Origin of the sequence: Winogradskyella pulchriflava (genome assembly GCF_042434315.1) — a bacterium.
GTDB classification, from domain to species: domain Bacteria; phylum Bacteroidota; class Bacteroidia; order Flavobacteriales; family Flavobacteriaceae; genus Winogradskyella; species Winogradskyella pulchriflava.
On record NZ_JBHLTQ010000006.1, the window covers coordinates 292,435 to 306,757 of the forward strand.

Below are 14,323 nucleotides of genomic sequence, written 5' to 3' on the forward strand. Positions count from 1 at the left end.
TTTAATGTTTGAATATTGAAATTCTCATATCGTTTGCGTTAGCAACATCAGCCTTGGCTATTTCGCCAGGACCAGATAACATCTATGTTTTGGTACAAAGTATTGCCAATGGAAAAGCGTATGGTATGGCAACGGTTTGTGGATTAATCACAGGATGCATCGTGCACACAACCTTATTGGCGTTTGGTGTCTCTGCAATTATTAAAGCAAACGAAAATTTATTTTTTGCAATTAAAGTTTTGGGAGCTTTGTACCTATTGTATTTAGCGTATAAAGTTTATAAATCTAGTGCACAGCTTAATCTAGAGGCAGATACAACTTCTAAAAAAAGCTTAAAAGGATTATTTATACAAGGGTTTTTTATGAATGTCCTCAATCCAAAAGTAACCATATTCTTTTTGGCATTTTTCCCTGGTTTTTTGTTTAGTGATACCTTGAGTACTGTTACACAGTTTTATATTTTGGGTGGTATTTTTATGCTAGTGTCTTTCATTATTTTTTCAACTATAGCGTTACTTGCAGGCCAAATAAAAACGTATACGATGAGGCATGAAAATTTTGGATTGGTTTTAAAATGGCTTCAGATTGTAGTTTTTATTGGGATTGCGGTTTTTATCCTAATTTAGTGTATGCTAAAGTTTAAATTTCTTCCTAAGTTTTCAATTCTCATTGCCCTTACTTTTATAGTATTTACAATAATTGGTACACTATCTCATGAGTTTGGGCATATTGGTGTGGCAAAATATTTTGATTATGATACAACTTTAGACTATGGAAGTATGAACTATTTTCAGAAAGGCTATTTAGAAGATGAAGATTTAAAGAAAGTCAATAAGCTTTTAGAGAATTATGATTATAAAGATTACGATAACTGGCCTGAGAATATAAAATTAAAATTTGAAGCGCTAAGTTTAGCTTTAAATGAAAAATATCCACCATTAAAAGATAATCATGTTTTAGCGATAGCTATTGGCGGACCAGCACAAACTATTTTAACAAGCTTTGTTGGTTTACTTATACTATATATGAGAAGAAAACAGCATAAATTTGGATTTAAGATTATAGATTGGCTAGCTATAATACTATCATTGTTTATCTTTAGACCTGCTTTTAATTTTTTTACAGGTTTGTATAGTGCTATAATGTACTCTAATACTAACTTTAATGGTGATGAATTTAGAATCTCTAAATTGTTAGGCTTTAATGAGTGGTTTATACCAAGTATAGCTTTGATTTTAGGGTTAATCATTTCGCTATATGTAATTTTTAAAATCATCCCTTTGAAGTACAGATTTTCGTTTTTAGTCTCTGGTTTTATTGGAGGAATATTAGGATATTCAATTTGGTTTGGGTTTTTAGGATCTGCTATTTTTAATACGATAATTTGCCTTTAATTAGTAAAATCTAAGCTGTATATTTGAAACAATGAACAAAGCTGTAAAAATCATAGAATGTCCTAGAGATGCCATGCAAGGTATTAAGGACTTCATTCCTACAGAAAAGAAAGTACAATACATACAGTCTTTACTACGTGTAGGATTTGACACTATTGATTTTGGTAGTTTTGTATCACCAAAAGCCATTCCGCAAATGGTAGATACCGCAGAGGTTTTGGCACAATTAGATTTATCTACAACGCAAAGCAAATTACTAGCAATTATTGCAAATACACGAGGAGCAAACGATGCTTCAGTATATAAGGAAATAGATTATTTGGGTTTTCCGTTTTCCATTTCCGAGAATTTTCAAATGCGAAATACTCACAAGACAATTGCACAATCTGTAGTAACACTTTCAGAAATATTAGAAATAGCAGACAAGAGCAATAAAGAAGTTGTGGTATACATTTCTATGGGATTTGGAAACCCTTACGGAGATCCTTGGGATGTGGATATAGTAGGTGAGTGGACGGAACGTTTGTCTAACATGGGTGTAAAAATTTTATCCTTAAGTGATACTATTGGTAGTTCGGATCCTGAAAATATTGATTATTTGTTTTCAAACCTCATTCCAAAGTATGCTCATATAGAATTTGGTGCACATCTACATACCACACCAACCACATGGTTTGAAAAAATTGATGCAGCCTATAAAGCCGGTTGCAGACGTTTTGATGGAGCCATACAAGGCTTTGGTGGTTGCCCAATGGCAAAAGACGATCTTACAGGAAATATGCCAACCGAAAAAATGCTATCATACTTCACACAAAAAAAAGCACACGACTTAAATGCCATGAGTTTTGAAAGTGCTTATAATGAGGCTACTAAGATTTTTGCAAAATTTCATTAATTCCAATTATCGGTATTATTTACGATTTATAGTCTTTTTTATGAAGAGGTAATATAATATTGTAAATTAGTAAATAGAACATTCTAGACTCCCCTTAATTGGATTAATTATATTCCATATCGTATTTAGAATACTTCTAATCCCTTATTACGTACATGGCATTTGCTGTGTATCATTAACATAATTAATAGCTAAATAATGAAAAAAATTTCCCTAAATTTATTCGTTATGGGTTGTCTACTGATGTCCTGTTCGAGTAATGACGACAGTAGTTCCAACGATGGACTTAATGCACCTGCTACTTATCAATTCACTAGAGAAGGTAGCACAACTGTTAACTACAGTGACCAAATTACTGCCATTATAATGGCTGAAGAATTTGTTTCAGCACTTATAGACAATGGTAAAACAGAAGTGGAGTTAAATGGTATGTTTACCAATACAGGCAATCACTTTTCTACTTCAGCACTAAATCAGTCTACTTTAAGATTAAGAAATAGTGTAGCAGATTCTTATGATTTCTTTGCTTCTAATACTGCAACTGCAGATGCGATTAAATCTGATTTTGATACTTGGATTACAGAACAAGTGAATGGAGTTTTTCCTAATTGGAATTCTACAGCTTCTGCTGGCACTTCAGGAATGTTGTTTGAAGCAGATGGTCTAACAGAAAGACGTGTGGATGCAAAAGGTCTACAAGTTCACCAAGCTATAAATAAGGCTTTGTTAGGTGGCTTTTTCGTAGATCAAATTCTGAACAATAATTTAAGTAGAGCTGTGTTAGATGCTGGAACCAATAGAATCGATAACGATAACTTGGTATTGGTTAGTGGCAGAAACTATACCGCTATGGAGCATCTTTGGGATGAAGCATTCGGACTAATTTATGGCAAGGACAATGCTCAAAACCCACAATTGCTTCAAGATTTTTTCTTAAATAAGTACATCTCAAGAGTAGAGAATGATCCAGATTTTGAAGGTATAGCTGATGATATTTATGATGCATTTAAATTAGGAAGAGCAGCTATTGTAGCAAAGGATTACGACGTAAGAGATGAGCAAATTGAAATTATAAGAGAAAAAATTTCTGAAATAATAGCCAATAGGTGTGTGTATTATTTAAGACAAGGAAAGAATAATCTCATTACAGATAAAGCCAATGCATTCCATGATTTATCAGAAGGCTATGGATTTATTGTTAGTTTGCAATTTACACGTAAGACAAATGCTTTGAGCCCATACTTTACAAAATCTGAAGTTGATGCTTACTTAGATCAAATGATGGTAGGTAACGGATTTTGGGATGTAGAGGAAGCAACTTTAAACCAAATAGCTTTTGATATTGCCAGCCGCTTTAACTTTACTGTTGAGCAAGCGGAAAATTAGTAATAAGTTTTTATAAATAGAAAACAGGCTTCTGCATAATACAGAGGTCTGTTTTTTTATGTTCAATCAAAACCTTTTAATCCTGAGAGACTTATTTAGGTTTTCTAGATTATTTGTTAATAAAAAAAACTCATGACATAAATGCCATGAGCTTTTAAAGTGCTTTTTAATTATCTTTAGAAAGTTGTTACACCTTCATTAGGCTGGTAAACAAAGTTAAATGTGTAGTATGGTGTTGCATCCACAAATGCATCTGGGTTTTCAGGAGCATTTTCGTAGTAGCTTAAGAATTCTACTTTTGCATATTTACCATTAATTGTTTTAAAAACAAAAATCTTTCCTGCTATTGGAGTAATTAAGTGAGATGGTGGTCCTGCATAAGTGTACCATCCATTTCCACTACCACTTGTAATGGCATAACCATCTGCTGCATCTTGAGTAAATAAAGTTGTATCAACATCAGTTACAGAAGCCATAGTTCCGGAAATTTCATAAACAGCTGCATCACCAGTTCTCTCTGGTTCGTCAGTTGTTCCAGCTGAAACACCACCATTAACAATTATACTTGTACCTCTAAAAGCAATATCCCATTCGGTTTCACTTGTTGTTGTTAACCCTGTTTCAAAGTTAAATTTTGTAAAGTTACCAGAAACTGGTTGTCCTTGCCCACCTTCTTGTGGAGCATATAAATTTGAAACAGTTTCTGCTTCTACTTCTAATAAGTTGTTAGAACCGTTATCGTCATCACTGCTACAAGATGTAAATCCTATAAAAAGTGCTAATAATGCTACTAGTTGAATTTTTTTGAGTGTTTTCATGTCTTTGTTATTTGTATTTAAGTATTAAAATTGAATATTAAGTTTTCCGTATATAATGCGACCAGCGATATTGCTGATGTTCTGTGTGTCTGTAAAATTGAAAAGGTTATCCACACCAAATCCTAGTGTGTAATCATTGAAAAATGTTTTGTTTAGAGCAACATCTATTACAGTATAGCCATCTACAAAATCATCGTAAGCATCTAGGTAGTTATTTCCGTTAGTATCAAATAGACCGTATTTACTTCTATATGTTCCTCTAATGTTGGCATCTAACTTTAGTTTTGGGAACGCATAGAAAACCTTTAAGTTCGCCATGTGCCTAGAACGGTTATACAGTCCAAAATAATCCTCTTTTTTTAGTTGAAAAGAAGGTGAACTAGGTGTTTCTCTTGCATAGACGTCACCATTTTTAAAAGCTTTTTCAGCTTCTTTGTCTTTAGCAAAAAGTAATTGGTAACCACCAGAAATTTTAAGCTGACCGTTAGGTTTCCATGTTGAATTAAATTCTAATCCTTGCGTATAAACTTTATTGACGTTGTAGTAGCTAAATACATTTTGTCCATTAGTTTTATTAGCTATGACTCTGGTATCAATTAAATCGTCTATTGAATTTCTAAATACGTTTAAGCTTATATTAAATTGAGAAGAGATCTTATAGTCTAAACCTAAATTAATACTGACAGAATTTTCAGGACTAAGTTCTTCTTCAAATTCAGAAACAGGGACAACAATATTAGCAATTTCACCTTGTTCGTCTAATTCAGGAATTACAGAGGTAACTGCATTATAACCCAAAACAGTATAGCCTACAGTTGCATTTGTAAAGTCGAAATAAAGCTGTCTAAAGTCAGGAGCTTTATAACCATAGCCAACAGAACTTTTTATAGCGAGTTTTTCATTGATTTCGTATCTAATAGCAGCTTTTGGACTGAACTGAGACTTGTATTTGTTATGACTGTCAAAACGAGCACCAAGAATAATATTTAATCGTTCTGTAAAGTTTCCATCATATTGCAAATAAGCATAAGGAGAATTGAAGATTGGTTTTGAAGTAAAATCTGTTCTATCTAAAGTTTCATGATTAAAACCAAGGCCTCCTATAAAGGTACTTTTGTCTTTAGGGTTAAAGGTGGCTCTTACTTCTGGTCTAACTAATAACTGATTATAAAAACCCTCACTATAGTTGCTGCCGTCTTCATTGTCTAAATATTCATCTGCTTTGTATCGCGTGGTATAAAATTCAAAATAGCTACTCCATTTCTCACTGTAGTTATGGCTTAGTTTAGTATGAATGTTCCATTCGTTTATAGAACTTTCTCCTTTTAATGTAGACGAAGCCACATAATCTTGATGTTGTGTGTAATATCTTCCTGAAACAAATAGATCTGTTTCATCAGAAAAATCATAAGTAAATTTTGAGTTTAAAGTGTAATTACTAAAAGGTTCAACGGTGTTTAAGTCATCGCCTTCGTTTAAGTCATACCCATCACTACTAAACCTGTTTATGAATAGGCTAGCTCCGATTTTTTCTTTTTTATAATCTATACTTGTGCCTAAATCGTTGGTGTTAAAAGCACCAGTTCTATAATTTATATGGCCTTTAAACCCATATTTTGGTTGCTCTGTAATTATGTTAATTACACCTCCTAGAGCATCACTTCCATATAGACTAGAAGAAGCACCTTTTACCACTTCTATTTGTCTTATATTACCAACAGTAACTCTACTAATATCTAATGTTCCTGCTGAGCGTCCTACAAGTGGAACTCCATCTACGAGTATTAAAGTATATTGAGAGTCTAAACCCTGTAACTGTATACCTTCGCCACCACCAAAATCAGGAATGGTAACTAAACCAGTTTGTTCATTTAAAATGTCATTAAGTCTAATAGAGTTAGACCGCTTAATATCTTTCTTTGAAATGATTTGTGCAGGTAAGGGTAGAGAAGATAACTGTCTCACAGTTCTAGTTGCAGTAACAATTATTTCTTCTAGGTTTTCTGTTTTTGCAGAATCTAATGTAGTAATCTTAGTTTCTTGACCATAGGTAGTAGTTGCAAAAAAAATTAAAAAATAAATACAGATTTTATTTTTATTTAGACTCATTCTTGATTATTTTTGCTGCAAATATAAAATCTTATTTTAAATCAATCTAAATAAGAATAAGAAATTTAAAAATTATTTTTAATACATAATCATGAAACAAATTTTAGCTTTTTCATTAGTTTTTTTTACTATTACCTTATCTGTTGATGCTCAAGACAAAAAACAGAAAGACCAATCAGCCATCAAGGAAATGTGTGGTTGTTTTGAAGTTACTTTTAACTTCACTGAAACCTTTTCTTTTAGTGAAGACTCCTTATATAGACCATCTGAAACTAAAGTAGATAAAGGTTTAGAATGGGCACAATTAGTGATAGATGAGGACGATAAAATTTCAATCCAGCATTTATTACAAGTCGGACGACCAGATAGCCCTCATATTGTAAAGCACTGGCGACAAGATTGGTTGTTTGAAAATAAAGCGTTTTATATGTACAATGGTGATAACGAGTGGACTTTTGAAACAAAATCTGATGCAGATGTTGCTGGTCAATGGACACAAAAAGTGTATCAGGTAGATGATAGCCCACGTTACGAAGGTTCAGCTACTTGGGTACATGTTGATGGAAAAAGCTATTGGGAAAATACAACCACAGCTCCATTACCAAGAAGAGAATACACTAAACGTAGCGATTACAATGTTACTATTAGAGGAAATCGTCATGAAATTACAGAATATGGCTGGTTGCATGACCAAGACAATGCTAAGGTAATTAGAGAAAAAGGCGCTGAAGATATTGTATTGGCAAATGAAAAAGGTTACAACACTTACGTAAAAGTAGATGATAGCCGTTGCCAAGCCGCACAAGATTGGTGGAAAGAAAACTTTGATAAATGGGCTTTAGTAAGAAGCAAATGGGATGAAGTTTATAGTAGAAACAAAGATTTAGTGCTAGAAACTAAAGTAGATAACAAGCCACTTTATAAGTATTTATTTGCTGATGAAGTTATAGAAGAAGGAGAGATTGATACAACGATAGAATCATTTGTAAGAAAATAATATGAAACATTATAAAAGTTATTTGGCAGTTATTACATTATGTATTTGTGGGTTATGTTTTTCGCAAGACAATGTATTTTTAAAGCGTGATTTTTGGGATACCAAACCTAGTGTTGAAGTTATAAAACAGAAAATTTTAGAAGGTAATATTCCTTCTGAAGCCAATAGCAATAATTTTGATGGAGTTGTGTATGCTATTTTGCAAAACGCTCCTTTAGAAAGTATTGTTTATATGATTTCTCTAAAAGGAAACGATGTTAATAAACTAACTCACGATGGTAGAACTTACATATTTTGGGCTGCATACAAAGGCAACTCTGCATTGATAGAGTATTTACTAGAAAATGGTGCAAAAACAAATCTAACAGATGATAAAGGCAATACTATAGTCACTTTTGCAGCAGGAGCAGGCCAAAAAAACCCAAAAGTATATGATTTAATTTTTGATAAAGATAAAGACCAGATTTCAAAAACTAATCCTGATGGTGCTAATGCATTGCTGCTAGCCGCACCAACTGATGAAGAATTAAAATTGGTAAGTTATTTTCAGTCAAAAGGTCTGGATATTAATAGCAAGGACAATAGTGGAAATGGAATTTTTAATTATGTTGCTAGAACTGGTAATACACCTTTGATGAATACACTTTTAGCAAAAGATATTAAAGGCACAGACCAGGCTTTTTTATTTACTGCTTTTGGCTCTCGAGGACATATAAATACCTTAAGCGCTTATGAATATTTAGAAAGTGTTGACTTAAATCCTAATGTTGCTAATGACGAAGGTGTAACACCTCTTCATGTTGTAGCATCTATAAATAAGGATTTAGAAGTTCTTAATTACTTATTAGATAAAGGATTGGACGTAAACTCTAGAGACAATGATGGCAATACAGCCTTTATTAATGCAGCTTCTAGAAATGATTTAAGTGTTTTAAAAACTTTAATCCTTAAAGTAAAGGACATCAATGTTTCAAACAATAAAGGAGAAACCGCTTTGGCATTAGCTGTAAAATATAATTCTGCAGAAGTTGTTGAGTTTCTATTAAGCAAAAAGGCCACAACCAAGCTAAATGATAAGGATGGTAATAATATAGCGTATTACTTAGTTTCAGGATTTTCACTAAGAGATAAGGAACAATTCAGAAAAAAAGCTGAGTTGTTAAAAGGAAGTGGAGTAAATCTTACCGACGTACAACGAAACGGAAACACTTTATACCATATGGCTGTGGAAAAGCAAAGTTTAGAATTATTAGAATTTGCTTTGGCTAATAAAGCAGATATTAATGCAAAAAATAAGGAAGGCAATACAGCGCTTCATATTGCAGCAATGAAAGCTAAAGATGCTAAAATTTTAGAGTTTTTAGTTGCGCAAGGAGCAGATAAAAAAGCTACAACAGATTTTGAGGAATCTGCTTTTGATTTAGCACTAGAAAACGAATTATTAAAAAAGAATAACATTTCTATAGACTTTTTAAAGTAGTAAAGATGAAGACGTATAGGATAGCAGTATTAAGTTTAGTGGTTGTTTTAGGACTTATGTCCTTCACCACAATTACAGAATCAACAAAATATAAATGTATGATCCAGATGACCAACTACTATGGAGAAGGTGCATACATCGTAATATCTCTTATTAATCCAGAAGGTGATTACGAAAAGACATTGCACGTAAAAGGTGAAGATGATGAGTGGTATAATACAGTAGAATCTTGGTGGGATTTTTATGGAAAAAAACGTAACAATATTGATGCTATTACTGGCGCGACTATAAGCGGTGGAGAACGTTCAATTAGTGTCATAGAAATTGATAATGATAAATTAGACAAAGGCTATAAACTACGTTTTGAAGCTGCTGTTGAAGATCAAGAATATTACACTCAGGATGTTGAATTGGAGTTAACATCTGCTAATGTAAAGGGCAAATACGAAGGTAATGGGTTTATTCGTTACGTAAGATTAATGCCTCAATAACCTACCAATTTATATATGACAATTTCAATATGGAGATATAGTCATTTTGCTTTGGCTATATCTTCTTTTGTTTTTATACTTCTGGCAACACTAACAGGTATAATTTTGGCATTTGAGCCAATATCTAACCAGTTAAAGCCTTATGCTGTAAGTAATACAGGTACTGTAAATGTCGCAGAAACACTTACAGTCCTTCAAAATGAATATGATGAAGTTGTAAGTTTAGAAGTAGATAGTAACAACTTTGTAAAAGCTTCCGTCTTTTCACTTGAAGGTGATAGTGAAACATTCTATTTAGATCCTAAAACAGGCAAAAAAATAGGTGATATAGAAAAAAAAGCACCGATTTTTGAATTTGCTACCAATTTACACCGTTCGTTATTCTTAAAATCTACAGGCCGTTTTTTAGTTGGCTTGTTTTCATTTTTATTGTTTCTAATTTCAGTAACCGGAATACAATTAATTTTAAAACGCCAAGGTGGCATTAAAAAGTTTTTCTCTAAGGTTGTAAAAGAAAATATCCTGCAGTATTACCATGTGGTTTTAGGCCGTTGGTTTTTAATTCCAATAGTTATTATCACTTTAACGGGAGTGTATTTGTCCTTAGAAAAGTTCAATCTTTTGCCTTCAAGTCAATTAAAGCATGAAGCATTAGAACATAATACTTCAAAAAAGCAAGCTGTAAATGATTTTGAAATTTTTAATACCACAAATTTAGACCATTTAATAAGCTTAGAGTTTCCATTTTCAGAAGATGAAGAAGACTATTTTATACTAAAAACCAAATCTGGCGAATTTTATGTTAATCAGTACACAGGTGATGTTTTAAGTAAAGCTAAAACACCAATGGTGAGTAAATTGTCGTATTGGAGTGTGATTTTACATACTGGACAAGGGACAATAATTTGGTCAATAGTATTGTTACTATCCTGTTTTGCTATTTTATTTTTTATGTACTCAGGATTTGCCATGAGTTTAAAACGTCTTGGCGAAAGGTCTAAGCTTAAAAATAAATTCAATAAAAACGCAGCAGAGTATGTTATTCTAATTGGTACAGAAACTGGTCATACCAACAAGTTTGCACATCAGTTTTATAATGCATTACTTAAGGCTGGTAAATCAGTTTATGTTTCAACATTAAATCAATATTCCAATTATAAAAATGCTAAACAAATTATTGTATTTACATCTACTTATGGTGAGGGTGAAGCACCAACTAGCGCTAAGCAGTTTAAAAAATTATTACGTTCTGTTAAGCAAGAACAAACGATTGATTTTTCGGTAGTTGGTTTTGGGTCTCTAATGTACCCAGAGTATTGTAAATATGCTGTTGAGGTTGATGATTTTTTAGAAAAACAATATAATTTTAAAAGAAGTTTGCCAATTTTTAAAATAAACAATCAGTCGTTTGAAGCTTTTAAAACATGGGTAAATCAATGGAATGAAGTTAACCAATTGCAGCTTATTATAGAGCCACCAAAATCTAATGTTAAGCTCAAGACATTAAAGGATTTTAAAGTCATAAGACGTACAGAGCTAAATAGGGATGAGACTTTTGTCATTCAATTGAAACCACATAAAAAGATGAAGTTTCAATCAGGTGATTTAATAGGTTTTTATCCTAAAGAAGATGGAGTAGAACGTCTATATTCTATAGGTAAAATAGATGGTGATATCATTTTAAGTATTAAAAAATATGAATTCGGAATTTGTTCATCTTGGTTATCACAATTACAAACGAGTGAAACTATAAAAGCCAAAGTAAAACGCAATCTGGATTTTCATTTTCCTACTTATACTAAAGAGGTAATAATGATTGCCAATGGAACTGGAATTGCCCCTTTTTTAGGAATGATAAATCAAAATCATCTTAATGTCAAAACTCATTTATTTTGGGGAGGCCGTACTAAGCAATCTTTAGAAATTTATCAAAATTATATTGAAAAAGCATTAGAAACAGAAGCTTTAAATAGTGTAAATGTAGCTTATTCACAAGAGCAGGATAACAAAATTTATGTTCAGGATATTATTAAAGAACATTCAGTTTTTATAGCAAATGCCCTTAAAAATGAAGCTGTAATTATGATTTGTGGTTCTATAGCCATGCAAAATCGAGTTTTAGAAATGCTTGACCAAATTACCATTGAAAAACTAAAACAACCTCTGCATAAGTTTGAAAATAATGAGCAGATTTTAATGGATTGTTACTGAAATGATTAGGTGATAACGTACCATTTTAATAAATTTTAACGTATTTAAAATTAATCTAAATAAAATTTGCATGTTCCGATATACATATTATTTTTGCTGAAAATTATTTATATCAAGTCTAAATAACAATAAAAAACAGACAAAAAATGAAAAAAATAGCCTTAAGTCTACTTGTAGCTTCAGCTTTATTTACATCATGTTCAAGTGATGATAACAGTTCTAATAATAACAATGTTGACGCACCTGCAGCGTATCAATTTGAAAGAAATGGTATTTCAACTGTGAGTTATAGTGGTCAAACAGATCGCTTATTAATGGGAGGTGAGTTAGGTAGTGCTTTAAAAAACTCTTCTAATACAGAAGCTATTCTAGACGGAATGTTCACAAATACCGGAAATTACTTTTCTAATGAAGAATTAAACAATTCAACAAAAGATATAAGAAGCAAAACAGCAGCATCAACAGATTATTATTCTGCAAATACAACGGAATCTAATGCCATAAAAGCAGACTTTGATGGTTGGATTAGCAGTCAAGTGAACGAAGTGTTCCCAAATTGGAATACAGATGCTAGTGCTGGTGTCGCTGGTAATATTGAAGATGCAGGTGGAACAACAAGATATGTTAGTGCCAAAGGTTTGGAATATGATCAAGCTTTTGTTAAAGGACTTATTGGTGCATTAACAGCAGATCAAATACTGAACAATTATTTAAGTACTTCAGTTTTAGATGAAGGTGATAATAGAACTAACAATGACAACAATGTACTTTTAGAAGGTGCAAATTACACGAATATGGAGCACAAATGGGACGAAGCATTTGGGTATCTATATGGTACAGACAACCCAGTTGCACCAGAGCTTAATCAAGATAGTTTCTTAAATAAGTATTTGCTGCGTGTTAATAGTGATGAGGATTTCAGTGATTTTGCTGAAACTATTTACGATGCTTTTAAATTAGGTAGAGCTGCAATTGTAGCAAAAGACTACGACCTTAGAGACGAACAAGCAGAAATCATTAGAGAAAAAATATCTGAAGTTATAGGTATAAGAGCAGTATATTATCTTCAAGCAGGAAAAGAAAGCTTAGGAACTGATTATGCTAGTGCATTTCATTCTTTGTCAGAAGGTTATGGTTTTGTTTATAGCTTACAATTCACACGTCAGCCAAACACTAACGTACCATATTTTACGAGAGCAGAAGTACAAACTTACTTAGACCAGTTAATGGCAGGTAATGGTTTTTGGGATGTAACATCTACAACATTAGATGAAATTGCTGAAGATATTGCAGCACGTTTTAACTTTACCTTAGAAGAAGCAAGTAATTAATTGAAATATAATAAGCATAAACTTCATTAGGTTGATAGTTTATGCTTATTTATTTTTGCAAAAAAAATAAAGACACCATGTTAAAAAGAGTAGGCTTAATATGTTTGATAGCATTATTGGCTATTGCGTGTAATTCTTCTGATGAGAATAATAGCAGTGGAGATAACTTTGATAGAGGAGCACTTTTAACGCACACAGCAGATAACATTATAATTCCAATATTCGAGGATTTACAAGCCAAATTAGAAGCTTTAGAAACAGCCAGAGAAACATTTTCAGCTAATACTACCGAAAATAATCTGGAATCGTTAAGTGATGCATGGTTAGAGGCTTATAAAGTATGGCAACATGTGCAAATGTTTAATATTGGCCAAGCAAAATTAACTTCTCTTGATAGTGAACGTGGCTTTAGAACTTATTTTAATAGGTATCCAATTACCAAAACTGATATTGAAGGATTTGCAGCCAACGGTAATTACGATTTAGAAGCAATACCAACATACAACTCACAAGGTTTCCCTGGGCTCGATTTTTTAATCCATGGTGTAGCAGATACAGATGCTAACCCAATCGATAAGTTTACAATAAACAGTAATGCTACGGGATATTTAGGTTATCTAGAGGATTTAGTAAATCATATGTTAACAACCAATGCCACTATTTTAAATGATTGGCAAAACAATTACAGAGATACTTTTGTAAATAATACAGATAGCGGATTAAATGGTTCTTTTAATATGATGGCCAATGATTTGGTTTTCTTTTATGAAAAAGGGTTCAGAGCAGAAAAAATAGGTATTCCTATAGGAGTGTTTTCTAATGAGCCTTTACCAGAAAAAGTAGAAGCCTTTTACAAAAAAACAGTATCTAAAACATTGGCACTTGAAGCTTTAACTGCGATAGAAAATACATTTAACGGTAAAGCATACGATGGCACAACAGAAGGCCCTTCTTTAAAAACCTATTTAGAATTCTTGGACCGTTCAGACTTGGTTACAGAAATCAATAACCAATTTGAGACATCTAGAAATGCCATTAACGGACTTAACGACAATTTCTATCAACAAATAATAGATAATAACAATCAAATGACAATAGTCTATGATGTTATTCAGGCAGCTGTGCCTAAGTTAAAAGTTGATATGAAGCAAGCACTTAATTTTATCATTGACTATACAGATAGTGATGGTGATTAATAGATAAAATTTTAT

The 14,323-nt window shown here is 32.3% G+C and carries 12 protein-coding genes; 10 read left to right on the top strand and 2 right to left on the bottom strand.

Translation table 11 applies throughout. The features are described 5' to 3' along the window. Positions 1-8: 8 nt before the first annotated feature. From ACFFGA_RS13280 to ACFFGA_RS13295, 4 genes are all read left to right on the top strand, one after another. The gene (locus tag ACFFGA_RS13280; protein WP_386064812.1) at positions 9-626 is read left to right on the top strand and encodes a LysE family translocator; all 618 of its coding nucleotides are present in this window, start codon (positions 9-11) and stop codon (positions 624-626) included. 3 nt (positions 627-629) lie between these two features. Then, positions 630-1,394, top strand: a complete 765-nt coding sequence (locus ACFFGA_RS13285) for a hypothetical protein (protein WP_386064813.1) — start codon at positions 630-632, stop codon at positions 1,392-1,394. Between the two features lie 31 nt (positions 1,395-1,425). Continuing rightward, positions 1,426-2,289 (top strand): hydroxymethylglutaryl-CoA lyase, encoded by an 864-nt coding sequence (locus tag ACFFGA_RS13290; protein ID WP_386064814.1) that lies wholly within the window; start codon positions 1,426-1,428, stop codon positions 2,287-2,289. Positions 2,290-2,517: 228 nt separating this feature from the next. Next, complete coding sequence (locus ACFFGA_RS13295; protein WP_386064815.1) at positions 2,518-3,675, top strand: DUF4856 domain-containing protein; 1,158 nt, start codon at positions 2,518-2,520, stop codon at positions 3,673-3,675. Between the two features lie 176 nt (positions 3,676-3,851). Here ACFFGA_RS13295 and ACFFGA_RS13300 read toward each other — a convergent pair whose 3' ends face one another. Both ACFFGA_RS13300 and ACFFGA_RS13305 read right to left on the bottom strand, forming a co-directional pair. Continuing rightward, complete coding sequence (locus tag ACFFGA_RS13300; RefSeq protein WP_386064816.1) at positions 3,852-4,493, bottom strand: HmuY family protein; 642 nt, start codon at positions 4,491-4,493, stop codon at positions 3,852-3,854. A gap of 24 nt (positions 4,494-4,517) precedes the next feature. Further along, entirely contained in the window at positions 4,518-6,602 is a 2,085-nt protein-coding gene (locus ACFFGA_RS13305; RefSeq protein ID WP_386064817.1) for a TonB-dependent receptor plug domain-containing protein, read from the bottom strand. Between the two features lie 91 nt (positions 6,603-6,693). Between ACFFGA_RS13305 and ACFFGA_RS13310 the strand changes: the two genes are divergently transcribed. The 6 genes from ACFFGA_RS13310 to ACFFGA_RS13335 all read left to right on the top strand — a co-directional run bounded on the left by ACFFGA_RS13310 (position 6,694) and on the right by ACFFGA_RS13335 (position 14,308). Then, entirely contained in the window at positions 6,694-7,599 is a 906-nt protein-coding gene (locus ACFFGA_RS13310) for a DUF6607 family protein (protein ID WP_386064818.1), read from the top strand. A gap of 1 nt (position 7,600) precedes the next feature. After that, positions 7,601-9,079, top strand: coding sequence for an ankyrin repeat domain-containing protein (locus ACFFGA_RS13315; RefSeq protein ID WP_386064819.1), 1,479 nt, complete (start codon positions 7,601-7,603; stop codon positions 9,077-9,079). Between the two features lie 5 nt (positions 9,080-9,084). After that, positions 9,085-9,570 carry a DUF2271 domain-containing protein gene (locus ACFFGA_RS13320; RefSeq protein WP_386064820.1) on the top strand — a complete coding sequence of 162 codons (486 nt, stop codon included), beginning with the start codon at positions 9,085-9,087 and terminating at the stop codon, positions 9,568-9,570. A gap of 15 nt (positions 9,571-9,585) precedes the next feature. Continuing rightward, positions 9,586-11,781 (top strand): PepSY domain-containing protein, encoded by a 2,196-nt coding sequence (locus ACFFGA_RS13325; protein ID WP_386064821.1) that lies wholly within the window; start codon positions 9,586-9,588, stop codon positions 11,779-11,781. Positions 11,782-11,927: 146 nt separating this feature from the next. Then, a complete protein-coding gene (locus ACFFGA_RS13330) occupies positions 11,928-13,112 on the top strand; it encodes a DUF4856 domain-containing protein (RefSeq protein ID WP_386064822.1) in 1,185 nt (394 codons plus the stop codon). A gap of 77 nt (positions 13,113-13,189) precedes the next feature. Beyond that, positions 13,190-14,308 carry an imelysin family protein gene (locus ACFFGA_RS13335; protein ID WP_386064823.1) on the top strand — a complete coding sequence of 373 codons (1,119 nt, stop codon included), beginning with the start codon at positions 13,190-13,192 and terminating at the stop codon, positions 14,306-14,308. The last annotated feature ends 15 nt before the right edge of the window (positions 14,309-14,323 follow it).